General features: G+C 38.6%; 16 protein-coding genes. 10 read left to right on the top strand and 6 right to left on the bottom strand.

Annotation, left to right across the window (positions count from 1 at the left end):
* The first annotated feature begins 36 nt into the window (after positions 1-36).
* From AABJ44_RS05755 to AABJ44_RS05765, 3 genes are read left to right on the top strand one after another with little or no spacing between them, the layout of a single operon-like run.
* Positions 37-1,554: a sugar ABC transporter ATP-binding protein gene (locus AABJ44_RS05755; protein WP_074644638.1), complete on the top strand. Its 1,518-nt coding sequence runs from the start codon at positions 37-39 to the stop codon at positions 1,552-1,554.
* A complete protein-coding gene (locus AABJ44_RS05760; protein WP_338370966.1) occupies positions 1,547-2,608 on the top strand; it encodes an ABC transporter permease in 1,062 nt (353 codons plus the stop codon). The genes AABJ44_RS05755 and AABJ44_RS05760 overlap by 8 nt, the downstream gene beginning before the upstream one ends.
* A gap of 2 nt (positions 2,609-2,610) precedes the next feature.
* A complete protein-coding gene (locus AABJ44_RS05765) occupies positions 2,611-3,639 on the top strand; it encodes an ABC transporter permease (RefSeq protein ID WP_074644641.1) in 1,029 nt (342 codons plus the stop codon).
* On the opposite strand, the gene AABJ44_RS05770 is transcribed toward AABJ44_RS05765, so the two are convergent.
* From AABJ44_RS05770 to AABJ44_RS05780, 3 genes are read right to left on the bottom strand one after another with little or no spacing between them, the layout of a single operon-like run.
* Positions 3,636-5,234 (bottom strand): response regulator, encoded by a 1,599-nt coding sequence (locus tag AABJ44_RS05770; protein WP_338370967.1) that lies wholly within the window; start codon positions 5,232-5,234, stop codon positions 3,636-3,638. The two genes, AABJ44_RS05765 and AABJ44_RS05770, sit on opposite strands and share 4 nt — an antisense overlap.
* Before the next feature lie 2 nt (positions 5,235-5,236).
* The gene (locus tag AABJ44_RS05775; RefSeq protein WP_074644645.1) at positions 5,237-6,676 is read right to left on the bottom strand and encodes a sensor histidine kinase; all 1,440 of its coding nucleotides are present in this window, start codon (positions 6,674-6,676) and stop codon (positions 5,237-5,239) included.
* Between the two features lie 10 nt (positions 6,677-6,686).
* Complete coding sequence (locus tag AABJ44_RS05780; protein ID WP_338370968.1) at positions 6,687-7,754, bottom strand: ABC transporter substrate-binding protein; 1,068 nt, start codon at positions 7,752-7,754, stop codon at positions 6,687-6,689.
* Between the two features lie 134 nt (positions 7,755-7,888).
* On the opposite strand from AABJ44_RS05780, the gene AABJ44_RS05785 reads away from it, so the two are divergent.
* The 4 genes from AABJ44_RS05785 to AABJ44_RS05800 are packed head-to-tail and all read left to right on the top strand — an operon-like array spanning position 7,889 to position 15,326.
* Complete coding sequence (locus tag AABJ44_RS05785) at positions 7,889-11,863, top strand: fibronectin type III domain-containing protein (RefSeq protein WP_338370969.1); 3,975 nt, start codon at positions 7,889-7,891, stop codon at positions 11,861-11,863.
* A gap of 9 nt (positions 11,864-11,872) precedes the next feature.
* Complete coding sequence (locus AABJ44_RS05790) at positions 11,873-14,137, top strand: fibronectin type III domain-containing protein (protein WP_338370970.1); 2,265 nt, start codon at positions 11,873-11,875, stop codon at positions 14,135-14,137.
* 13 nt (positions 14,138-14,150) lie between these two features.
* Positions 14,151-14,519, top strand: a complete 369-nt coding sequence (locus tag AABJ44_RS05795) for a hypothetical protein (protein WP_338370971.1) — start codon at positions 14,151-14,153, stop codon at positions 14,517-14,519.
* 30 nt (positions 14,520-14,549) lie between these two features.
* Complete coding sequence (locus tag AABJ44_RS05800) at positions 14,550-15,326, top strand: hypothetical protein (RefSeq protein ID WP_338370972.1); 777 nt, start codon at positions 14,550-14,552, stop codon at positions 15,324-15,326.
* An 80-nt stretch (positions 15,327-15,406) separates the two neighbouring features.
* Here AABJ44_RS05800 and AABJ44_RS05805 read toward each other — a convergent pair whose 3' ends face one another.
* From AABJ44_RS05805 to feoB, 3 genes are all read right to left on the bottom strand, one after another.
* Entirely contained in the window at positions 15,407-16,603 is a 1,197-nt protein-coding gene (locus tag AABJ44_RS05805) for an NADP-dependent isocitrate dehydrogenase (RefSeq protein ID WP_338370973.1), read from the bottom strand.
* Between the two features lie 88 nt (positions 16,604-16,691).
* Positions 16,692-17,252, bottom strand: a complete 561-nt coding sequence (gene rbr / locus AABJ44_RS05810) for a rubrerythrin (protein ID WP_074644658.1) — start codon at positions 17,250-17,252, stop codon at positions 16,692-16,694.
* A gap of 60 nt (positions 17,253-17,312) precedes the next feature.
* Positions 17,313-19,667, bottom strand: coding sequence for a ferrous iron transport protein B (feoB, locus tag AABJ44_RS05815; protein WP_338370974.1), 2,355 nt, complete (start codon positions 19,665-19,667; stop codon positions 17,313-17,315).
* A gap of 109 nt (positions 19,668-19,776) precedes the next feature.
* Between feoB and AABJ44_RS05820 the strand changes: the two genes are divergently transcribed.
* The 3 genes from AABJ44_RS05820 (at position 19,777) to udp (ending at position 25,354) form a co-directional block, all read left to right on the top strand.
* Complete coding sequence (locus AABJ44_RS05820) at positions 19,777-22,167, top strand: HD domain-containing phosphohydrolase (protein WP_338370975.1); 2,391 nt, start codon at positions 19,777-19,779, stop codon at positions 22,165-22,167.
* A 62-nt stretch (positions 22,168-22,229) separates the two neighbouring features.
* On the top strand, positions 22,230-24,455 hold the full coding sequence (locus AABJ44_RS05825; RefSeq protein ID WP_338370976.1) for a hydratase: 2,226 nt from the start codon (positions 22,230-22,232) through the stop codon (positions 24,453-24,455).
* Positions 24,456-24,574: 119 nt separating this feature from the next.
* Positions 24,575-25,354, top strand: a complete 780-nt coding sequence (udp, locus tag AABJ44_RS05830; RefSeq protein WP_338370977.1) for a uridine phosphorylase — start codon at positions 24,575-24,577, stop codon at positions 25,352-25,354.
* Positions 25,355-25,435: the final 81 nt, after the last annotated feature.

Below are 25,435 nucleotides of genomic sequence, written 5' to 3' on the forward strand. Positions count from 1 at the left end.
ATTTTACGCCGTTTTTTTTAAAACGTGGGATTATTTATGGAAGAAAAAATAGTTTTAAGTGCACGTGGAATTTATAAAGAATTCCCTGGAGTAAAGGCTCTTCAAAATGTTGACTTTACTCTGCGTGAAGGCGAAATTCACGCGCTTATGGGAGAGAACGGTGCCGGAAAATCAACTCTGGTAAAGGTTCTGACCGGTGTATATGAAAAAGACTCCGGAGAAATCAGAATTGCAGGAATAGAAGGTCCTGTTACAATTCGTTCTCCTCAGGATGCCCAAAATCTGGGTATTGCTACAGTATATCAGGAAATAACTCTCTGTCCTAATCTTACGGTGGCAGAGAATATGTATATAGGACGCGGTAACTACAAATTTGTTAATCACCGTGCCCAGGAAAAGAAAGCTACAGAACTTCTTGAAAAATTAAACATTCCGGCAAAAGCTACTCAGCAGCTTGGTACCTGTTCTATTGCCATTCAGCAGATGGTAGCAATTGCACGTGCTGTTGATATGGATTGTAAGGTTCTGATTCTTGACGAACCAACTTCTTCTCTTGATGACCGCGAAGTTGAACTTTTGTTTACACTTATGCGTGATCTTAAGAAGCGTGGAGTAGGAATCATCTTTATTACTCACTTCCTTGAACAGGTTTATGAAGTTTGTGATAAGATTACTGTTCTTCGTAACGGTGAACTTGTTGGTGAATATACAATTGCAGATTTGCCAAGAGTAAAACTGATTTCTGCCATGCTCGGTAAAGATATGGAAGACATGACAAACCTCAAAAATCAGAAACGCCCTTACACAGGAGCTGGAGAGGTTGTTTATGAGGCAGAAGGCCTTGCAAGTTCTGAAGGTGTTCGGCCGTTTGACTTCCTTATTAACAAGGGGGAGGTTAACGGCTTTACAGGACTTCTTGGTTCTGGCCGAAGTGAAAGTGTTCGTGCAATCTTTGCTGCAGACCGTGTAACCGGTGGTAAGGTAAAGGTAAACGGCCGCGATATAAAAATCAATCAGCCTAAAGATGCAATGAAAGCTGGAATCGGATATCTTCCGGAAGACCGCAAGGGAGACGGAATTATTCAGGATCTTTCAGTTCGTGAAAATATTATTCTTGCTCTTCAGGTTCTTAACGGCTTTACAAAACCTATTTCTAGAGCAGAGCAGGAAAAGCTTGCAGATGAGTTTATTGAAATGCTCGAAATAAAAACTGCATCTAAAGAAACTCCTATTAAGTCACTTTCGGGTGGTAATCAGCAGAAAGTTATTCTTGCCCGCTGGCTTTTGACTCATCCACAATATCTGATTCTTGATGAACCAACTCGTGGTATTGACGTAGGTACAAAAATTGAAATTCAGAAGCTTGTGCTTAAACTTGCAGAAGAAGGTGTAAGCGTTACCTTTATTTCTTCGGAGATTGAAGAGATGCTTTCTGTATGCCAGAGACTTATCGTTATGCGCGACCGCAAGATTGTAGGTGAGCTTAAGGATGATCTTTTGCGTCAGGATGTAATTATGCAGACTATTGCGGGAGGTAAGGCACAAAATGGCTAATAAAGTTTTAAATCAAATAAAGAAACTTTTTGCATCACAGCTGGCAATTCCGCTGGTTGCATTAATTGTACTGGTTGTATTCAATCTTATCCGGGATCCAGGTTTCTTCTCTATTGATATAATGAAGAATAATCTTGGAAATACAGTTCTTTCAGGTAACTTAATCAGTATTCTGAACGGAGCTTCTGAGCTTGTTATTCTTTCAATTGGAATGACACTTGTAACTTCAGCTGCTAAAGGACAGGATATTTCCATTGGTGCATCTGCTGCTATTGCAGGTTCAGTATTCGTAAAAATCCTCAAAGCATGGGGAATAAATGGTGGAACAATATTTGCAGGACTTATTATTGCATGTGTTGTTGCTGTTATCTTCTGTCTGTTCAACGGCTTACTGATTGCAAAGTTCAATATTCAGCCGATGATTGCATCTTTGATTCTGTTTACTGCAGGTCGTCCTGTAGCATACTGGATTAACGGAGGTGCAACACCAAACGTTGAAGCTCCAATCATTACCTATATCGGAAACTTTATTCCACACATTGCAATTCCGACTCCAATTATTGTGGTCGTAATTTTCATAGTGTTGATAAATCTGCTTCTGAAAAAGACTACACTCAGTCTTTATATTCAGGCTGTAGGTATAAATGAACGTGCTGCAAGATTAAACGGTATAAATCCTGTAATGATGAAGATGGTTGTTTTTGTAATTCTTGGTATCTGTGTAACAATGGCCGGTGCAATGAATGTTTGCCGAATCGGAGTTATCAACCACGAAACAATCCTTCTTGATATTGAAATGGATGCCATTCTTGCAGTTGCTATTGGTGGTAACTCACTTGGCGGTGGAAAGTTTAAGCTTTCAGGATCTATCCTTGGTGCTTATATTATTCAGGCACTCACAATTACCCTGTATGCTATGAAGGTTTCTTCTACAGCGGTAAAAGCTTATAAAGCAATCGTAATTATTTTAATTGTTGTTGCAGGTTCTCCAGTTGTTAAGAGTTTGATTGGACAGCTCAAAGATAAGATTGTAGCAAAGAAGGAGGCTAAATAATTATGAAAAATAAACAACCACTCTCAAATACAGCTTTACTTCTTACAATTACAATCTGTACATTTGTTGGAATGTATCTTCTTGCAATGATTATCTGGGGCGGCGGATTCTTAAATCCTCAGCAGTTCCTCGATCTGTTTAATAACAACTCATATCTGATTGTTGCGGCTTGTGGTCTTACAATCGTAATGATTACCGGTGGAATTGATATTTCGGTTGGTGGATCTATTTCTCTTATTACAATGGTTTGTGTCGTTGTAATGGAAGATCATAATGGTGGAATTTTAAGTTCAATTCTGCTGTCTCTTGGAATTGGTCTTGCAATGGGTCTTGTTCAGGGATACCTCGTTTCATACCTTAAAATCCAGCCATTTATTGTAACTCTAGCCGGAATGTTCTTTACACGCGGTATGACAACTATTGTAAGTAAAGTTCCTAGAAGTGCTTCAAATGAACTCTTTACAGATTTAATGGATTTCGAAATTGATGTTCCATTCCTAGGTCATTATGCGAGAAACGGAAACTGGATTCCAGCATATATCGAAGTTGGTGTTGTAATTGCGCTTCTTGTTGTTCTGATTCTCTGGGCTGTTCTTAAATGGACTCGCTTTGGACGAAATCTCTATGCAGTTGGTGGAAACAACGAAAGTGCGCTTATGCTTGGTATCAATGTAAGAAGAACTCAGTTCCTCGCATATATTCTTTGTGGTGTGCTTGCAGGAATTGCGGGCTTCTGTTACCTCTTACATACAGGTGCCGGAAATGCTTCGAATGCTACAGCTGCAGAAATGCAGGCAATCGCTTCTTCGATTATCGGAGGAACCCTGCTTAGTGGTGGTGTAGGAAGTGTAGTAGGAACTCTGTTTGGTGTTATGTCTCTTAAGACAATCAATAACATCGTAGTAGCTTCCGGTTTGCGTGAGCCATACTGGCAGAGTATTACAACAGGTCTTATGCTTGCATTCTTCATTCTTCTGCAGAGTGTAATTCTCTCACAGAGAAAGAAGAAGCTGGGTAATATGGCTGGTTAACGCTCAACACTCAGCTTATATTCACGGGGCGAAAGCCCCGTATTTTTTTTGAAGATATAGCTGAAGTAGTGCGGATCAGAAAATCCGCATTCATAGGCAATATCATAACCCTTCATATCTGTTTCTCGCATGAGTCGCTTTGCATTTTCCATACGAACGTTCGTTAGATATTCAATAAAGGTAGTTTTACATTCCTGAGAGAAAATTGTACTGAAGTGGTTAGGGCTAAGACAAACTGCTTCTGCAACTGTAGTAAGAGTTGTGTTCTGGTCTGCATAATTTTCTTCAATAAATTTTTTGGCCTTCAGAATTACGTCGCCGTATTTTCCTGTCATTTTTGAGTCGCGGAAATTAAGCGCAAAGGTGAGGACTTTTTCAATGGTCTGCTTAAATCGCTCTTCATCTGAAACTGCAGTATCAACATAGTTTCGCTGTAGAATTTCCGGATTAAGTTGTTTTATGTCTCCGCCGAGTTTTTCAACAAGCTTAGAAACAGCAAAAATCAAATCAACAAGAAGATATGACGCAAATACACTGAACTGGCCAGGGTTATTTCTGATAAGAGTCATAGATTCTTCGATTATGACAGAGATATCATTTTTACTTGCGTATTTAAGGCGGTCAACAAGAGGATCGTTTTCTTTAAGATCCAGAAGGTCCAGACTTCCACTCTGGAGGTCATCGGAACTGATAATACGGTTCTGCTTTTCAGAAGTTTTTTCTGGTGTGCCGCCTAGTTCAAGAATATGCTTTGCGTCTTCATAAGAAATATTAAGCTGTGAAAGATGTTCAACTGTTTTTCCAATTGCTGTAAGAACTGTACAGTCCTCATTTTTAGTAGCAATATGTCCAATAGTTTCTGCAGCATGGAAAATGTTTTCATCAAGTTCCTGTTGTGATGTACCCTTAAAGATACAGACAAGAAGATTTGAATGATGGAAAAATGATACAGCCTGTTCCCATGCGGTTGAGTAAGAATTCAAAAGAGAGCAGGCTTCCTGCTGATTCTGAATATTATTACTCTGACTTTCAATTTTGCTTATTAAAACCTTGTAATAGCGGGAAATAAGGTTAATTCCAAGTTCACTGCATTTTGTCATGATTGTATTTGCTTCAATTGCACCATGAACAAGATTATTAAGGAATTCTTTTTTGATAAGAGTTTCACTGGATTTAAGTTCTTCGCGAAGTTTTGAAATATCAGAGAGCTGTTTGCGTTCCTTATCAATCTGAGCGGCAGTTTTATTCAGGCTAGCAATAAGTTCATCTGGGGTAAAAGGTTTGAGAAGATAATCTTCAATTCCTATTGAGATGGCTTTTTTTGCATAATCAAATTCATCATGGCCAGAAAGAATTATAATTTTAATCCATGGCTGGATTTTTTTTATTGTTTCTGCGAGCTGGAGTCCGTCCATAAAAGGCATTTTAATGTCAGTAATAAGAATGTCAGGTTTTATTTCCTGAATCATTGAGAGTGCAATTTCTCCATCAGTTGCTTCACCGGCAAAAGAAAAACCGCTTCCTTCCCAATCAATTTTGGAACGAATTCCTTCGAGTACAATAGGCTCATCATCAACAGCAAATACACTATACATTTTTAACTCCTATTCGACGGTATTGTAAAAGAAATTTTACTTCCTTTTCCAGCTTCTGATTCAATAATCAAACCATCAGTCTGATCTCCGTAATATAACTTCAGTTTTTTATTTACATTATAAAGTCCGTATACAGAACTTAGTTTTTCAGAATCCACCGCGCCGGTTCTCAGCTCATTTCGTACCTGGCCAAGTCTTTCTTCTGTAAAGCCGGCGCCATTATCTTCTACGACAAATCTAATGAAGTTTTTGGTTTCATCAGAGTAGTGTACGCTTACCTTGAGTTCTCCACGGCCACGCTTGTTTTTAATTCCGTGATAAATCGCATTTTCAATAAGAGGCTGAAGAACAAGTTTAATCATCTTAATATCCATCAGGTCTTCATCTGCATCAATGGTATAATTCAAAATATCTGCATATCTGATTTTCTGAATTGTCAGATAGTTTTGAATGTGATCCAGCTCCTGCGAAATTGTAATCCATTCATGTCCGCGGCTTAATGAAATGCGAAGGAACTGTGAGAAGGCTTTTGTAATTCGCACAACCTCATCAGTTTTTTCTTCCTCGGCAAGCCAGACAATTGTATCAAATGTGTTGTATAAAAAGTGTGGGGTAATCTGTGCCTGAAGAGCCTTCATTTCTGCTTTCTGGAAATTCTTCTGTTCTTCCATATTTTTTTTAATCAGTACATCAATCTGGCTGGTCATGGTGTTAAGGTTTGCAGCCAGAGTATCAAGTTCATCAACATGAGGAATGTCTATTCGTGCGGTAAGATCTCCGTGAGCAACCTTTGTAGACAGATTTTCCATGTCTGAAATCGGTTTTTCAATGGCGTCAGAAACTTTTATAAATCCGTTTATCGAAATTATGATTGCTATGATTGTAATGATAATCTGAAGTGCTGCAAGAATAATTGAAGTATTTCGAAGCGACTGGTTTGTCTTATTTGCAGATTCAATTTCCGTTACAATAAAATCCTGCATAATATCAGAAAAGAGGGAAGTAATTGTTCGGATTTCATCAAGGGTGGCTTCGTTCTGAGTAACGGTACTTCCTTTTTTCATTTGAGAAATCAGCATGTCGATATTGCGGCGAAGTGTGGCTGTTGTTCTGTTTGCAACTTCGAGTTTTCCACGGCTCTCAGCATTTTTATTTATCATCAGCATAAGGGAAAGTTTTGCATAAACTTCATCAAGCATGTGATACTGGTTGCCGTCCTGAATGGCCTGCTTACCGCTGATGATATTCCAAAGTTCTGCAGGAATGTCATTTTTTACTGTTGAGTTTATATTATTTGCTGTGCCTACATTCGAGATAATCTGGCTGTACTGCCGGATATGAATCTGTGTGACTACAGAAGAATAAATCGTTGGAATGAAGGCAATAAAAAGCAGCGAGATATAGGTTTTAAGCAGTGTTCGTCTAAGACTTGTGTTTTTCATTTTTTACCTGTCAGTATCCGCGCGGATCATATTTTGAAAAATTATCGTCTTCTGTAAATACAGTTTCGTAATTGTAAGTAATGCGTGGAATAGGTTCGCCTCTTGCAATTTGCTTTACAAGGGCCATAAGCATTTGTCCGTGGTTTGGATTACATTCAACAACACAGTTAATTTTTCCCGCAATCATGGCATCAATACATTCCTGCTCGCCATCAATGCTTATAATGATTGTTCCTTTTCCTTTTGGATTTATTTTGTGTGCTTCCATGGAATCCAGGAAACCGAGCGTCATTGAATCATTATGAGAAAAAATTACATCGATTTTCTGCTTGTTGTAATAAATTGTATTTGTGGTATTTCCGTTTTCCAGAACATTGCTGGCAAGAAGCATATCACCAATTTCCTTACCACGGGAACGCAAAAAGTCTCCGTTTTCTGAATGAATGATTTTGAATTTAGAATTTGTACTTATAATTTCACGAAATCCTCTGGCACGGTCTTCTACAATGGAAGAATTTTCTGTACCACTGATTTCAAAAATATTGATATCGCCGCTTCTATTTTTGCATTTATTTACAAGATATCGTGCAGCTCTGCGCCCTTCTTCAACACCGTTTTCCCCAAGAAAGCCTGCATATAAACTTGGATCAGCGTTAATCTGGCGGTCTACAAGAATAACCGGAATACCTGCATCCTTTGCTTCCTGAAGTACATTATCCCAGCCATCTTCAACAATCGGAACAAAGGCTATAACATCTACCTGATAAACTATAAATGACCTTATTGCTTTAAGCTGATTTTCCTGTTTCTGCTGGGCATCATCAAAAAGAATCTGAATGTCATTGTCTGCCGCCGCTTCAAAAATAGACTGGGTGTTACGGGTTCTCCATGAACTTTCTGAGCCAATCTGTGAAAATCCGAGAATCAGCTTATCGCTATTCTTTATATTCTTTTTTGTTAAAGAGTTATTCAGTGTTTTTGAATGAATTAGTGTTACAGAAATAATTACTGCTATGGCAATGGTAATAAAGAGTATGCTTAGTGATATTATGAGATTTTTTCCAATTATACGTTTCATTTTGCTTATCTTTTCTTCTATATTATTTAATTTTAAGAGTGGATTGCCATAAAGTCAACATAAACCGAAAGCTTATGACGAAGGTCATATTGCATGTGTTCCCCTAAATCATAAAATAACGTATAATTATATACATGAAAAATATCACATCTTTTCGGAAGGTGGCTTTAGCAGCAATGATGCTTTTGCCACTTTTTATTATTGGCTGCCGTTATGATCTGGTAGATGAACCTTCTCTTGATTATAACGAACATAAGACTGCAGCAGATTATTCGGATTTTATTCTTCCGCCATCTAAAATTACAGCCAGTCATGGAGAAAGCAAGGCTGTAACAATTTCCTGGGAAGCAGTAGAGAATGCTGTTCAATATCAGATTTTTGCTGCAGAAAACCCATTTAGTACTTTTTCTAAGGTTTCAGAAACAAAAGGAACAGAAACTGAAATCCTTATTGAGGAAGAATCCGGCATAACTAAATATTATTGTGTAAGCGCCGTAAACTACTACGGAACTGTTTCATCTAAAAGTATCGTTGTCTGCGGTTCTACACTCGCAGTTCCTATCATTACAGCTATTGAACCTTCAGAAGAGGGTAATGCCGTAAAACTCAGCTGGTGGATGGATAACTGTTCAGGCGAAACCTATGAAAACTCGGTTTCTTACAATATCAACGTATACAATGTTACTAACCAGACTATAAAGTTCAAATCACTTGAAGCAGAAGGAAATCTTCGCGAAGTGAATATTGACGGTCTCGCCTCAACAACAGAATATCTTTTTGAAGTTGAAGTTGTAAAAGCCGATTCCACAGCTAAAGAATGCAGTGAAAAAACTTCAGCAGAGACTGCGCATCGGGTTATTCCGGATAAGCCTGTTGATTTTGCTGTTTCACAGGGAGATTCGAAAGATTCTATAAAACTTTCATGGAAGCTTCCGGAACAAGTATGGTATAGAGAAAATTCTGGAGTTAGTGGTTATACGCTTCATGATTTGAAGTTTAAAATTTATAAGAAAAATGCAAATGCTGCAGATTCTGAATTTAAGTTTATTGAAGATATGGAACCTGCAACTTATACTCCGGGGGATGAAGTAATTTGGGAAGATTCAGTTTCCGAAGCAGATCGTGGAAAAAAGTTTGCATATTATATTCAGTCTGTAACAGCTGATACTCCTAATAAAACTATAACTGCAGATTCAAGTAAGACTGATGTTATTGAAGGCTGGCTCTTAAGTATTCCAAGTTTTTCTATAAAAACTGAATATGAAAAATCTGAAGATGGATTGAACTTTACAAAAATCTTGTTCGGTTTTAATGCATCGTTTGAGTCTTTTGGAAAAAATTATACATATTGTGTTACACGAGAAAAATATACATTACCTACTGAATTGAATCCTGATTCTGAACCAGATGCATCTGGAGATGATTCATGGAGTTTTAATTCAATATCAGAAATAAATGCAACTCAGGATATATTTGATAATCCTGCTTCTAAAAAAGGTTATTACATTTATAAACTGTTTATTTGTCCAGAAGGAGTAAGCGATTATTCAACAGAGAATATTGATATTGCAGAGGCGGCTGGAAAGTATCTTGTAACAGATGATGCTAACGCATTCCCTAAGATTGAAAGTTTTATTGTTGCTGATGGTTATAAAGACAAGTTTATTCTTTCATGGGCATACCATTCTGATTATAAATACACAATCTTATGGAAGAATGGTGAAAATGGAACTCAGGAAAGTGCAGTATTAGATCATAATGAATTAGTTATTGATGATTCGGATCCTGATAATCCTGTTGCAACTTATGAGCATGCTGCAGATTCTGGAGACAGACGTATATATACACTGGAAGCTTCTCTTGGCTTGTCTACAGATAAAACAATTCTAGACGAGCAGGATAATCCAAAAATCTTTGAAACTCTTGGAACTCCAGCACCTGTTATTACTGCTTATGATTATGATAAGCTCCTTGTAGAATGGCCAGCTGTACAGAAAGCAACTGCAGGTTATAAGATTTCTGCAAAGTATGAAGGTGAATCTGAAGAACTTGTTATTGAATCAGCAGAAGGGGTTGATGCAAACTATGAAATCAAAACAACCGGTTCTGATGATGAGTTAAGATATACTTGTGTAATCACTAAACCTGCAGGATATGATGATGCCTCTATTTCTGGTAAGAACATTAAATTTACAGTAACTTCACAGAATACTGTTGATGCAACTGAGAGTACTATCGATGTATGTACAGTTGGACCGGCACTTACAAATGTTACTGTACTTCCAAATCAGGCTAACATTATTGATGTAAAGTGGAATCCGGTAGATGGAGCAGATGGTTATATTATCCGCCGAATTACTTATAAGACTGCGACACAGCATCCGGAACTGATTTCTGAAGATAATTTGTCTAATCCGGATGTATATTATTATGACGCAGTTAATAACACTCTAACAATTAATAGTGAAGCTGCGGATGGTATCAGAGCTTCTGTAAACCTTGTTCAAGGTTCTTATAAGCTTACTGATACATATAAAGAAGCAGCTACAAATACTAATCCATATGAAGTAAACCAGAGTTATATTGCCTGGGGTATTCCATATGGTTATACAGTAATTCCTGTAAAACACAATGGTTCTTCAGATGATTTTAATCTTGCAGGAAGAAATGTTTCATTTGATGGAAATAGTTATCAAAATGTTGCTGAGAAATTTGGTGCAACTATAGGTTATGGCTTAAATGTTCATGCAAAAAAATCTGAGAGTGCAGATACTCAGGTACTTGAATGGGATGCACCGTATAATCCTGTATCATCATTCTCAATATATTATAGAGTTGCAGGAAGTGAACTTAATTCATGGCAAGTATTTGAAAAAAATGTATCTTCAACAGAAGTAATTAATGGAAAAATGACTGCTTCCTTTAAGCCTGATAATGTAACTGCAGCATACGAATATCTTGTTGCATATAAGCAGGAGATTCCAGTTTTAGCAGGAAATATTCCAGAATCGTTCATAAAGGATTCAGAAACAGGTCTTTCTGCAATAGATACAACTTATGATTATTCACGAAAAATAGATGGTAAAAAAATTAATGATGAAAAGTTTAATAAGGGGTATCTGTTTGCACAAAAGTTTACACCGAATGAAGTACCAGAAGATGTAAATGATTATTCTGAAACAATAACCTTGACGGCATGGAATTATGATCAGCGTTCAATTGGGCCGGATAAGGCCTATCTTAGAATAAAAAATTATAATATTTCTAATGAGTGGATTACCATTGCTGAATTAAATGAAAAATTACATTTTGTAAAGAGCGTTAGTGCTGAAAATACAAAAGTCAAAAGCGGTTCTAATGAAACAACAATTATAATCGAACCTGATAAGTTGATGGATGGAACTTTAGAAAATCCTGTTACAAAAGGTCCGTTACAGGTACTTCGTGATGCTAAGCATTACTATTCAGTTGAATTAGTTCGTGGAGATATTTCTGCTATGACGGGCAATGATGATTCTAAGTATGCATATAGAAATATTTCACAGAAAGAGCTTGTAAAATGTGCATTACTTAATATGTCGTATGGATTATATTTAGATGGTGGAGGAAAACCAGATCTAAGTAATGTTGATAGTCAATTAGTGTTTAATAAACCTGATGCAAATTGGTTTATTCGATTGTCAGATGAAAAGTACGAATCTCCATATAAATATTCTTATTCAGGAGTATTATCTGATTATTCAGTTTTACAATTAAATCCAGGTAATACAAAAACCTCTGTAGTTAGAATTTCTTTTAATGATGCGCGACTAAAATTTAAGTGTAACGCGTTGTTCAATAAATACTATTTCTTACAGTTTACATCTGCTTTTAATATGCAGATAACTAAAAATGAAGCTGATATGCCGAATAGTTACTCTGGCAACATTACGATAGAATCTTTTGGTACCGATCAATTAAAGATAAAAAGGGATGGAGTTATACTAATTGATATAAATAATAATGAATTAAGAAGAATCTATTTACCAGTGCAAATTTCAGAAGATGGAAAAAAAGATGAAAAGCAGTGCTGGATAAAAGATTCTAAATACGGCTTCTGGACAGAATAGGAGAAATCAATGAAAAAGTTATTCAAAGTTTTAACAATCTTGTGTACATCGCTCCTGTTTACCAGCTGCTATACCTGGTTTGAAGAACAGGTGAAAATGGATACAGAAAAGCCAAGAATTAATCTTGGTGATCTTTTATATCAGGAAAAACCGATTACTTCTCTTAATCCTCCAACACAGTTACTCGTTTCTCAGGGAAGTTACAGTAATGAAATAAAAATTCACTGGGATGATGTTCCTTATGCTAATTCTTATCGAATTGAGCGTGCAATAATTGCACCTGATTATACAACTGGATTATATACAAATCCTGAGGATGGTGATTTTAAGGTTCTAAATAAGTATGTATATTCAAATACATTTGTAGATAAAATCCTTTCTAATCCATCAAATTCAAATCCGGAATATTCATATCGCTATTACTATCGTGTATGTGCAGAAAATATTCCAAAAGGTCTTGAATCAAGTGAATTTACAGAAACTTCCGTTACATCCTGCGGATGGCTTCTTTGTCCTCCATCTTCTATTGAAGCTGCAAAGGGCGAAAATCCGGATTATATTCAGGTTTCATGGACTGCGGTTCCAAAGGTAAATAAATATGAAATTTACCGCGGTGAAAAAGAGAATGGGCTTGGAATGGAATACCTTGATTCAGTTACTGGTAATATACTTTCATATAAGAATCAGCTTTCGTCTAAAGAAAAGGGAATTGAGTTCTATTACAAGGTACGTGCAGTTCTTTCTGATGGCTCTCAATCAGCATTTACAGGTCTTGCGTTGGGATATTCTTCAGAAGAAGGTGCACCTGGAGCACCATTAGATGTTGCGGTTACTGACGGATCAGGTGTTTCTAAAAAGTCTTTGAATATTACCTGGACTGCAACTGATTCTCATACAGATGGTAGTAAAACTTACAGCATAAAATATGCTCTTTATCGTACCAGTTCAATTGATTCAATTTACACTCTTGTTCGAAATAATATTACAACAAGCGATGTTACAGATGAATCTCTTCTTAAGCCTGGAATAAAATATTATTACTATGTACAGACAATTGCTACGAACATTGCAGATTCGAAAGAGATCGTAAAATCTGCCTTCAGTAAAACAGGTCCTGGCGAATTTGGTGAAGCTGTCGGCTGGCTGCTCAGTCCTCCTTCAAATTGTGAGGTTGCAGATTCGGATGAGGCTTCAAAGTCTGTTATTCGATGGACTCCTGCAGTTGGCTACGAAGAAGTAGATTACATGTACAATATTTATTCAATTGATACATTGGATGGTGTGCCACAGCTTATGGTTCATGATATTCAGCCAGAAACAGATATCATTCTTGGAGAAGACGGTTATTATAGTTTGACAGTTGATAAAAAGCCATTCTACAGAATTACAACAATCAATGATACTTTAGGTACAAATCTGGAAAGTGATTACGGAGCCATCATCGCTCCAAATCCATCAGCTCCTGTAAATGTTACAGCAACAAAAACTGATGGCCTCAAAGATGATGGTGGGTTAAATAGTTTTACTCCAAACAACAACGGAGTATACCCTGTAAAAATTACCTGGGCTAAGCCTGATGGGGAAAATCCTTACGGTTATTATGTATATCGTTCGACAAAACCTGATTCATCATTCAGAAAAATTACAGATAATCCAATTACAGATGCTTTGAGTTTTATTGATGAAAATGAATCTGCACGTCCTGGTACTTTATACTATTACAAGGTCGTATCTTTGAATGTTTTAATGCAGGGTAAAAAAGCAAATGAGCAGACTTTGGATTCGCGTGGATATGGTGCACTTACACGGGATCAGTGGTTCCGTGAGTACAACAAAACTGTAAAGCGTTCTCAGTCAAAACTTACTCTAATGCATAAGAGTGATGATATGCAAAAATTAGGTTCTGATTCTGCAAATGGAGATATATGTGGAAAACTTACTTATAATGCAGAAGTTGCAGGTCTTGGTGCAGAAATAAAAATGCATTATGAAAAGTATGCAGATTATTATGTGAACAATAATCCAGAATTGGGTATATACTTCCTTCTCACTGGAGATACAAATACAACTGCAAATATGAGTGGTAATGGTTCAATGAGTGGAACTAATATGGCTGATGTTTCTGGAATGTATCCAGGTTATGCGAAATATAATAAACTCCAGATAAAGGGTGGTGGAGCAGGTGGTGGAGCATATATAGTCTGCACACAAGATAAAAACGGAAAAACAATTCTTGCTGAAAGCGATATAAGCTGGACAGTAGGTGAAGAATAGGAGATTTAGAAAAATGAATATAAAAAATAATAAGAAAACAATTTCTACTGTTTTGATGTCACTGGCATTTGTTATCACAATGATATTTACTTCCTGCTATCTTCCTAGTCCGCTTTATGGAACCTGGGCTGATAACGATGGAAATAAGATTCAGTTTGTTGATGACGGTACTTTCTCTGCTGCAATAAAAGATACTGATAATAAAATTATTCACTATGAAGGTAACTGGTCTACTGTCGATAATGTTTTGATTTTCAATATTCAGGGTGATACTTCATATACGCGAAATACAGAATGGGATATCCGCGGTGCAATGCTTTATTTGACCTGGACGGCAAATGGTAATACAAAAATGCTTACACTTTATCATATATCCCGCTAATCAGGTTACTAAGGAATACTGGAAATAATTATGAAAAAAATAATCTTATTGCCTTTTATATTTTTGATTGCTTCAGCACTTTTTTCACTCGATTTGAGTCTTGATATGTTCAAGAACTGCAAAATCATCTTTGATGAAGGTGTAAGCTATGCTCAGGTTACCAGAATTGAAAAGATGGATAACCGTTCAAATTTTGTTCGTGAAAATATGATGGCTGGTGCATATTTTTCTGTACAGACATTAGGGCTTCCTATTGTTGATTTTGAACTTGATGTCAGCGCTTACTATCCGTTTTATCAGGCTTTCAATGGAATGAAGCAGAAAACTCATAATATTATCAATTATGCTTTTGACGGATTCTTTGGAGCTCAGAAAACCTTTAAGCAGTTCAAGTATGTTTATATTAACTGTGCTGTTGGTATGCATTATATGTATCAATTAACTGATGAATACCACATGAATTATCTGGGAATTGGTGGTGAGCTTGGTTTTGAGTTACCGCTCTTACCACGCTGGACTATTGTAAACAGAAATTATATTTCTTACGATAATGCCAATCTTGGTTCAAACAAACTTATTCAGAAATTTGATGCGGCTTATAATTATCATTTTGATTTGGGAGTTCGCTATACTAAGCGTGTTCCTAATGAATATCCGTATATAAAAATCTGGCCGAAGGATAAGCCAAAGAAGGTTCGTAAAAATAAAAAGAAGAAGGCTGTGGTAGAAGAAATGAATCCTGAGGCTTCATCAGAAGCCCCAGAAAAAAATACACCGGTTGAACCAGGGAATGAAAAAATAGACTAGAGTCTTTCTTTAATTGCTGTAATATAGTCGGCGCAGGCTTGCGCCTGCTTACCAGGAAGCACATTCGTGCTTCTTGCCGATTACAGTCTACTTCTAATAGCACTGATAAACTGCCATGAATCGAGGACTTCTTTAGCAGCTGGTTCTGCAATGCGTGCAATATCGCCTGTCATATAGCCTTCTTCAATTGTCTGAAGGGTAGCTTTTTCAAGACGTTTTGCAAACTCAACAAGCTCTGGAGTTCCATCGAGTTCACCACGCTTAGCAAGAGCTCCTGTCCATGCAAAGATTGTAGCTACAGGGTTTGTAGAAGTCTTTTCACCCTTGAGGTAGCGGTAGTAGTGCTTCTGAACAGTTCCGTGGCTTGCTTCGTATTCGAAGTTTCCATCTGGGCTTACGAGTACAGAAGTCATCATAGCAAGAGAACCACAAGCTGATGCAATCATATCAGACATAACATCACCATCATAGTTCTTTGTTGCCCACATGAATCCGCCTTCGCTTCTCATAACACGAGCAACTGCATCATCAATCAAAGTATAGAAATATTCAATTCCAGCAGCATCAAACTTAGCTTTATATTCTTCATCAAATACACGCTGGAAAATTGCCTTAAAGTTTCCATCATAAGTCTTAGAAATTGTATCTTTTGCACCAAACCAAACGCTAAGCTTGCGGTCAAGGGCATAAGTAAAACAGCAGCGTGCAAAGCTTTCGATTGAGTTATCAAGATTGTGGATTCCCTGAATAATTCCAGGTCCCTTCATATCCATAATTGTCTTGCGGATTTCTTTTCCATCAACACCAGTGAAAACAAGTTCTGCTTTACCGGCAGTAGGACATTTAATTTCGCAGTTCTTGTAAACATCACCATAAGCATGACGACCAAGAACAATTGGCTTTTTCCAGCAACTTACAGTACCGTGGATATTGCTTACAAAGATTGGCTCACGGAATACTGTACCGTCAAGTTCTGCACGGATAATTCCGTTTGGACTTGGAGTAAGCTGTTTCAGTTTATATTCTTCAACGCGTGCCTGGTTAGATGTGATTGTTGCACACTTAACACCTACATGAAGACGTTTAATTGCTTCTGCAGCAGCATAGGTAATTTTGTCATCAGAATCATCGCGGCTCTTAAGTCCGAGATCAAAATATTCTGTCTTCAAATCAATATAAGGCAACAAGAGTTCATCCTTGATAACCTTCCACAAAACACGTGTCATTTCATCGCCATCAAGTTCGGCGATTGCATTTTTCATCTGAATCTTTGCCATAATGCGGTTATTATATAGAAAAAATATGTGTGTTGCAATGAAAAAGCCCGAGCGCAGGCTCGGGCTTTCTACGGAAGTCTAAAAAAAATTAGCGTCCCCAGGTAAGAATGAGGTCGTAGTTGTCTTCACGAACTTCAAAATACTGGTTGTATTCACCACAGGTAGGGCAGTATTCTGGTGCGTTTGGTCCTGTTACAATATGACCACACTTAAGACATTCCCAAACCTTTACAGAACTCTTTGCAAATTCTGCTTTTGAATCTTCATCTTTAATAAGTGAGCGATATCTGTCTTCGTGGCGTTTTTCAATTGCAGCAACTGCACGGAATTTAGCAGCGAGCTCTGCAAAACCTTCTTCTTCTGCAGTTTTAGCAAAACCAACATACATGTCGGTCCATTCATAGTTTTCGCCGTCTGCTGCAGCTTTTAGATTTTCAGCTGTACTGTTTATACCGCCGAGTTCTGTAAGCCACATCTTTGCATGCTGCTCTTCATTGCTTGCAGTTTTTTTGAAGATTTCAGCAACTTTACTGAGTCCTTCTTTTTCCGCTACTGCAGAAAAATATGTGTATTTGTTGCGCGCCTGAGATTCACCTGCAAAGGCAGCCAAAAGATTCTGTTCTGTTTTTGTTCCTGAGTATTTGCTCATACTAAGCTCCTATAAAATATAATACATCAATTATGTGCGATAACAATATATAAATCAAGACTAAAATAGGCCGCCAATCATATAAACTGCGAATGCACAAAGCCAGGCAACTGCACACTGCCAGAAAGCCATTGCAAAAGCCCATTTTGCACCTAATTCTCTCTTTACAGAAGCTACTGCGGCAATACAAGGGCAATACAAAAGGCTGAATACAAGAAGACTTGCTGCAGATAATGGTGTAAGTGCAGAGGCAACACCTCCTGCAAACAAAATCTCAAGTGTAGAAACAACGCTTTCCTTTGCCATAACTCCGGAAATCAGCGAAGTACAGATTCTCCAGTCGCCAAGCCCAAGTGGACGGAAAAGTGGTTCAATAAGGCCGGAAATCTTTGCAAGTATACTTTGTGATGAATCTTCAACAAAAGTCAAATGTAAATCAAAGCTCTGTAAGAACCAGATTACAATAGTTGCAATGAAGATTACTGTAAAAGCACGCTCAAGAAAATCTTTTGCTTTTTCCCAAAGAAGCTGACATACACTCTTAGGACTTGGAAGACGGTAATTTGGAAGTTCCATAACAAAAGGAACCGGTTCGCCCTTAAATAAAGTCTTTCTATATAATAGTGCATTCAGAATGCCTAAAATAATTCCAAGAATATAAAGTCCTGTCATAACAAGACCACCGTGCTTTGGGAAAAAGGCTGCTGTGAAAAAGGCATAAATTGGAAGTTTTGCAGTGCAGCTCATAAAGGGAGTCAGAAGAATTGTCATTTTACGGTCACGTTCACTCGGAAGAATACGTGTAGACATTACAGCCGGAACAGTACAGCCAAAGCCAATTAAAAGAGGCACAATACTTCGTCCTGAAAGTCCAATTTTACGCAGCAGGGTATCCATCACAAAGGCAACTCGCGCAATATAACCTGAATCTTCCAGCATAGATAAAAAGAAGAATAAGGTTACGATAATCGGGAGGAATGAAAGAACGCTTCCAACACCTGTAAAAATTCCATCTATTATAAGTGCATGGAGTACTTCGTTTGTGCCCATTGCTGTAAGGCCTGAATCAACAAGTCCTGTAAGTGCTTCTATTCCACTTTCCAGAAGTCCCTGTAAAAAGGCTCCTATTACATTAAATGTAAGGAAGAATACTAATCCCATAATCAGAATAAAGAAAGGAATGGCTGTATATTTTCCTGTGAGCAGTGTATCTATTTTTTGTGAGCGGATTCTTTCTTTGCTTTCATGAGGTTTATGTACAGTCTGCCGGCAAACATTTTTAATATAGGAATAGCGCATATCTGCCATAGCGGCGCTGCGGTCCAGTCCTCGTTCTGCTTCCATCTGAAGAGAAATATGCTCGAGAATCTCTTTTTCATTAACATCGAGGTCGAGTGCATATAAAATTCTCTTATCACCTTCGAGAAGTTTACTGGCTGCAAAACGAACCGGAATGCCTGCTTTTACTGCATGGTCCTGAATAAGGTGAATAACTGCGTGGAGGGCACGGTGTACGGCACCACCGGAATCATTTTCATCACAAAAATCCTGGCGAAGAGGCTTTTCCTGAAAGTGTGCTATGTGTACGGCGTGTTTTATAAGCTCATCAACACCCTGATTTTTAGCAGCAGAAATAGGAACAACTGGAACCCCAAGCAGCTCTTCCATTTTGTTGACATCGACTGAGCCGCCGTTGCCGGTAATTTCGTCCATCATATTAAGGGCAATTACCATTGGCACATCCATTTCAAGCAGCTGCATTGTAAGGTAGAGATTGCGCTCGATATTTGTGGCATCTACAATATTTATAATTCCACGTGGTTTTTCATTAAGAACGAAATTTCGTGAAATGATTTCTTCGCTTGTATATGGAGACATTGAATAAATGCCCGGAAGATCTGTTACAAGGGTATTCGGCTGTCCTCTGATTGCGCCGTCTTTTCGGTCTACTGTAACTCCTGGAAAGTTTCCTACATGCTGATTTGAACCTGTAAGCTGATTAAAAAGAGTTGTCTTTCCGGAGTTTTGATTTCCCACAAGAGCGTAGGTGAGGAGAGTATCATCTGGAAGAGGATCTCCGTCTCCTTTAGCGTGGAATTTTCCGTCTTCACCAAGACCAGGGTGCAGAGTTTTTACAACTGCATTTGCTGAAGTTGTTTTAGTTTTATGTTTGTTATCAGTTTCTGAAAGATTTTCGGTTTCAATTTCGATTTTTTCTGCATCTGCAAGACGCATGGTCAGTTCATAACCGTTTACATCAAATTCTATAGGGTCGCCCATAGGCGCTAGCTTTATTTTTGTTATGATGGTGCCTGGAATTACACCCATATCAAGAAAGTGCTGACGAAGTTCTCCGTTTCCGCCGGTTTTTGTAACCCGTGCAGAATCTCCAATTGCTAAATCCTTTAATGTCATAAATATTATGATAGTGCATTTTTAACTATAATTCAAATATGAATAAAATATTGATTAGCAATTTTGAAATTTATGAAGTATAATTATTATTGACAGGAGAGAATCGGCGATGGAGTTTTTACGGCAGCACCAGCTTTCGATTATGCTATTTTTGTGCGGAACCTGTACTGTTCTTGCTATTCTGAGTTTTTTTACAAGTTCTATGCCCAAAAAGAGAAGGCGTGCGCTGACTCTTCTTGAAGTTTATGCGGCTCTGCTTCTGTTTATGGACCGTTTTGCCTATCTGTTCCGTGGCGATCCTTCAACATTAGGCTGGTGGATGGTCCGCATTTCAAACTTTTCTGTTTATCTTTTTTCTATTTGTATCCTTCATGCCTTTACACTTTATTTGTGTGATTTATTTACAAATGAGGGTGGATTTAAAACAATTCCGCGCAGGTTAAAGATTGCGGAAGTTATTTTTGGCGTAAGCATTATTTTCCTTATTCTGGGAACTGTTTCAGGGCTTTATTATACTTTTGATGAAATGAACCGTTATCATCGTGGAACCGGCTTTTTAATGAGTTATGCTGGTCCGGTTATAATGATTCTGCTGCAGCTTTCGATGATTCTTCAATATTACAAAAGGATTGCCCGTAATATACGTATACCGCTTTTGTTTTTCTCTCTGATTCCAGCCTGTGCAACCTTACTACAGCTGTTTTTTTACGGTATTTCCTTTCAGAATATTGCCAGTGTTGGAATGGCTGCTCTGCTTTATATCTTTGTACTTGTTGATATGAATAAGCGGGTTAATCAGGTAAACCGTCTTGAAGTTCAGTATCTTAAGGATGAACAGAATAATATCATGACTCTGTTCAATCAGACTGCAATGGCTCTTGCAAATGCTATAGATGCTAAAGATGTATATACTCACGGGCATTCCATGCGTGTTGCAGAATATGCTCGGAAAATTGCAGAAGCAGCAGGTAAAGATGAAAAGTATTGTATAGATATATATTATGCGGGCCTTCTTCATGATGTAGGAAAGATTGGTGTGCCTGTGAGCATTATAAATAAAACGGGAAAACTTTCGGAAGATGAGTTTGCGGAAATAAAAAAACACCCTGTAATTGGAAAACAGATTCTTTCAAGCATTACAAAGTCTCCGTATCTTTCTATTGCGGCAAAGTCTCACCATGAACGTTATGACGGACGTGGTTATCCTGAAGGACTTAAGGGAGAAGATATTCCTGAAATTGCCCGCATTATTTCTGTAGCTGATTCCTACGATGCAATGACTTCCAAACGTAGTTACCGTGATCCGATTCCTCAGCAGAAGGTTCGCGAAGAAATAGTGAAGGGCACTGGAACTCAATTTGACCCGGTTTTTGCAAAAATCATGATTCATCTTATTGATCTTGATACTGAATATTCAATGAAGGAGCACGAGGAAGTTACTGAGCTTTCCGGTAAGAATATTCTGCACTGCCGAGAGTACCGTGAAGATAAATCTGAAGGCATTTTACTTAATGAAAGTATTACTAAAATGCGTCTTCATTATATTTGTGATGAAGAGAATGCGGGTCTTGATTCTGTTCCTTCTTTTGTTGTTTTTGATTCTCTGGATTCACGTATTCATGAAACAGAATCCAAACGTAAAGATCTGCTTTATCTGGAATATGGAACTATCCGCTTTGATGGTAAAACCGAATGTGTTGCAGCCCGTGACATCAAGGTTGAGTTTGAAAAGAATTCATCTGGCGCGGTAGATTTTGTAGAAGAATATAAAAAAGGTATTGATTATGATATTGAAGCTGTGCGTGTAAAAGATCATATGATGCTCAAGCTTTCAAGTCCGCTTAGCACTGTAAAATTTATTATGGCACTGCCGGACTGTTCTCATTACTGCTATCTTGGACTTACAGGTCTTCACTGTACAATATCAGATGTTGAAGTTCATAAATCTGAAAACGTTGTTCCGGCAGATTATATTCCGCGGATTGCTCCTGAACTGAATTATATTTCAGGTCCAGAGGGAAATATTCCAAGTATTCAGATTGATGACTGGTGTTCAGCTTTTACTGAGGGTGTGATTGTTACAGAACGTATGTCTATCAGTTTCCATACAATGAGTCTGCCTACTGCTCGTCTTATCTGGCATTGTCCCTATATTGTTCTTTATTATTCTGCTGATAAGCAGGTTCGCGGGCCCGGCTATAAAGAGTTTGCGCTTATTCGTCTTGATGGTGAGCATTGGGAATCAGATGGTCATGCCACAAACAATATGATTATAAATAAAACTGATGATTTTGAAGACTGGGAAACCTGGAAAAAAGTGAATAAAGCTGGTATGGACTGTAAGGTTAGTATTCACCGTGAAAGCCGTCGAATTACTGTAATTACAGAAAATGCCGGTATTCAGATTCGAAGTGTAACTGTTCTGCAGGAAGATATTCCTGATATTTATGTTGCTCTGACTGGCGATCAGTGTGTTCTGACAAATATCAGAATCTCATAATCTTCACAAATAGGCCTAAATATGGTATTCTTTCCTCTATATTTCTATAAAGAGGAACAAAAATGAAACTCCACAATTCTGGCGTAATCTATGAAAACGGTGCACTCCGTGACGCAGCCGCATCTGCAGACGGCGCAAAAAAGACAATTGCATATTCAATTCTGCAGAAACACAATACAAGCGGAGACGAAAGCAAACTTAAAATCAAGTTTGACAAAATCACTTCACACGATATTACTTACGTTGGAATTATCCAGACTGCACGTGCATCTGGTCTTGAAAAGTTCCCGATCCCTTACGTACTTACAAACTGCCACAACTCACTTTGTGCTGTTGGTGGTACAATCAATGATGATGACCACATGTTCGGTTTGACATGTGCACAGAAATACGGTGGAGTTTATGTTCCTCCTCATCAGGCTGTTATTCACCAGTATGCTCGCGAAATGCTTGCTGAGTGTGGTGCAATGATTCTTGGTTCAGACAGCCACACACGTTACGGTGCCCTCGGTACTATGGCAATTGGTGAGGGTGGTGGAGAGCTCGCAAAGCAGCTCCTCGGAAAAACTTATGATGTAAACTATCCTGGTGTTGTTGCAATTTATCTTACAGGCGCTCCTGTTCCTGGTGTAGGTCCTCAGGACGTTGCTCTTGCAATCATTAAAGAAGTATTTGCAAGCGGCTTTGTGAAGAACAAGGTAATGGAATTCATTGGACCAGGTGTTGCAAATCTTTCTGCTGATTTCCGTATCGGCGTTGATGTAATGACTACAGAAACAACCTGTCTTTCTTCTATCTGGGAAACTGATGGTAAAGTAGAAGAGTGGTATGCAATTCACGGCCGTGTTGGTGCTTATAAGGAACTTAAGCCACAGAATGGAGCTTATTATGATGCAGCAATCGAAATTGATTTGAGCGAAATCCGCCCTATGATTGCTATGCCATTCCATCCATCTTGTGCTTATACAATCGAAGAAGTTAATAAGAATCTTGATGATGTTCTTACTGATGCAGAAAAGCGTGCAAAGGTAAGCTTCGGTGATAAGGTAGATTTCAATCTTCATAACAAGATTATTGACGGCAAGCTTTATGTTGATCAGGGTATCATCGCTGGTTGTGCAGGTGGTGGATTCGAAAATATCTGTGCTGCAGCTGATATTCTTAAAGGCAAGGACAGCGGAAACGGCAAGTTTGTATTGAGCGTATATCCTGCTTCTATGCCAGTATACATGGAGCTTATGAAGAACGGTGCATTCGGTGCTTTGATTGATGCCGGTGCTGTTGTAAAGACTGCCTTCTGTGGTCCATGTTTTGGTGCTGGTGATACTCCTGCTAACGGTGCATTCTCTATCCGTCACTCTACAAGAAACTTCCCTAACCGCGAAGGTTCTAAGATTCAGAACGGACAGCTTTCTTCTGTTGCTCTTATGGATGCACGCTCTATCGCAGCAACTGCAGCAAACAAAGGCTTCCTTACAGCTGCTACAGAATTTGATACAGAGTTCAGCGGAAAGAAATATTTCTTCGATAAAGCAATTTACGAAAAACGCGTATATGATTCTAAGGGTGTTGCTCATCCTGAAGTTGAGATTCAGTTTGGTCCAAACATTAAGGACTGGCCAAGCATGAAGCCACTTTCTGATGACCTTCTCATCAAGATTGTTTCTGAGATTCACGATCCTGTAACAACAACAGACGAACTTATTCCATCTGGAGAAACTTCATCATTCCGTTCAAATCCACTTGGATTGGCTGAGTTTACATTGAGCCGCCGCGACCCAGCTTACGTTGGTCGTGCTAAGGCTGTTCGTGATGGAGCTGAAGAGGTTAAGGCTGAGGTAAAGACTGCAGCAGCCGCTCTTGATAAGTTCTCTGCTGGTTTTGGTGCACGCGCTGAGGCAGCAGGTCTTGGTTCATCAATCTTTGCTGTAAAACCAGGTGACGGTTCTGCACGTGAACAGGCTGCAAGCTGTCAGAAGGTTCTTGGTGGCTGGGCAAACATCGCTAACGAATATGCTACAAAGCGTTACCGTTCAAACCTCATCAACTGGGGTATGCTCCCATTCCTCTACAAGGATGGCGACAAGAATCTTCCATTTGCAAACGGCGACTATGTATTTATTCCGGATGTAAAGAAGATGGTAAGCGAAAAACTTCCAAGCTGTAAGGCATATGCAGTTAAAGCCGACGGTAAAGTAAACGAGTTCGAGCTTTCAACCGGCGACCTTACAGATGATGAAAGAAAAATCATCCTTGCCGGATGCTTGATTAATTTCTACAAGAATTAATTAACCGTCATAAAAGACGAAATAAATCGTCATTGCGAGCCGAAGGCGAAACAATCCCTAAAATAGATTGCCACGTCGCTGCGCTCCTCGCAATGACGTATATATATAGGAGACAGTATATGGTAGACTACACAGAAGGTTCAGGAAAACAGTATCACACAGGCGTTGGACCACAGGACATTGGTAAATACGTTATCATGCCGGGTGACCCGAAGCGCTGCGAAAAAATTGCTGCACACTTTGATAATCCGAAGCTTGTTGCAGACGTTCGTGAATACACAACCTACACAGGTACTCTCGAAGGAGTTCCTGTAAGCGTTACCTCAACAGGTATCGGCGGACCTTCTGCTGCAATAGCCATAGACGAGCTTGCTAAATGCGGTGCCCACACCTTTATCCGCGTGGGTACTTGCGGCGGTATGCAGGAAGACGTAATGGGCGGCGATATTGTAATTGCTACAGGCGCTGTTCGTATGGAAGGCACCAGCCGCGAGTTCGCTCCAATCGAATATCCTGCAGTTGCAAACCTGGACTGTGTAAACGCACTCGTAGCAGCAGCTACAGATCTTAAAGCTCCACATCACACAGGTGTTGTTCAGTGTAAGGACTCTTTCTTTGGTCAGCACGAACCGGAAGTTATGCCTGTAAGCTATGAGCTCGAAAACAAATGGCAGGCCTGGCTTCGTATGGGCTGTCTCGCAAGTGAAATGGAAAGTGCGGCTTTATTTATTGCCGGCCAGTTCCTTCGTGTCCGCGTAGGTTCATGCTTCCTCGTAGTTGCAAACCAGGAACGTGCTAAAAAAGGACTTCCAAATAAACAGGCACACGACACAGAACTTGCAATTACAGTCGGAGTTGAAGCTCTTCGCCGCCTCATAATTCAGGACAAGAATAAATAACCATGGTTATTTATTGTTAGCAGCTGAATATTTTATAGTAACATTTTTTTGCGTAGTCTCGTAAATCATGATATAATAGTA

The sequence above is a fragment of the Treponema bryantii genome (assembly GCF_036492245.1).
Taxonomy (GTDB): Bacteria; Spirochaetota; Spirochaetia; order Treponematales; family Treponemataceae; genus Treponema_D; species Treponema_D bryantii_C.

Coding starts and splice junctions, on each gene's coding strand:
- AABJ44_RS05775 (WP_074644645.1), bottom strand. CDS start 6,676: ATGAAAAACACAAGTCTTAGACGAACACTGCTTAAAACCTATATCTCG.
- AABJ44_RS05780 (WP_338370968.1), bottom strand. CDS start 7,754: ATGAAACGTATAATTGGAAAAAATCTCATAATATCACTAAGCATACTC.
- feoB (WP_338370974.1), bottom strand. CDS start 19,667: ATGACATTAAAGGATTTAGCAATTGGAGATTCTGCACGGGTTACAAAA.
- AABJ44_RS05820 (WP_338370975.1), top strand. CDS start 19,777: ATGGAGTTTTTACGGCAGCACCAGCTTTCGATTATGCTATTTTTGTGC.
- AABJ44_RS05755 (WP_074644638.1), top strand. CDS start 37: ATGGAAGAAAAAATAGTTTTAAGTGCACGTGGAATTTATAAAGAATTC.
- AABJ44_RS05825 (WP_338370976.1), top strand. CDS start 22,230: ATGAAACTCCACAATTCTGGCGTAATCTATGAAAACGGTGCACTCCGT.
- AABJ44_RS05795 (WP_338370971.1), top strand. CDS start 14,151: ATGAATATAAAAAATAATAAGAAAACAATTTCTACTGTTTTGATGTCA.
- udp (WP_338370977.1), top strand. CDS start 24,575: ATGGTAGACTACACAGAAGGTTCAGGAAAACAGTATCACACAGGCGTT.
- AABJ44_RS05770 (WP_338370967.1), bottom strand. CDS start 5,234: ATGTATAGTGTATTTGCTGTTGATGATGAGCCTATTGTACTCGAAGGA.
- AABJ44_RS05790 (WP_338370970.1), top strand. CDS start 11,873: ATGAAAAAGTTATTCAAAGTTTTAACAATCTTGTGTACATCGCTCCTG.
- rbr (WP_074644658.1), bottom strand. CDS start 17,252: ATGAGCAAATACTCAGGAACAAAAACAGAACAGAATCTTTTGGCTGCC.
- AABJ44_RS05785 (WP_338370969.1), top strand. CDS start 7,889: ATGAAAAATATCACATCTTTTCGGAAGGTGGCTTTAGCAGCAATGATG.
- AABJ44_RS05800 (WP_338370972.1), top strand. CDS start 14,550: ATGAAAAAAATAATCTTATTGCCTTTTATATTTTTGATTGCTTCAGCA.
- AABJ44_RS05760 (WP_338370966.1), top strand. CDS start 1,547: ATGGCTAATAAAGTTTTAAATCAAATAAAGAAACTTTTTGCATCACAG.
- AABJ44_RS05805 (WP_338370973.1), bottom strand. CDS start 16,603: ATGGCAAAGATTCAGATGAAAAATGCAATCGCCGAACTTGATGGCGAT.
- AABJ44_RS05765 (WP_074644641.1), top strand. CDS start 2,611: ATGAAAAATAAACAACCACTCTCAAATACAGCTTTACTTCTTACAATT.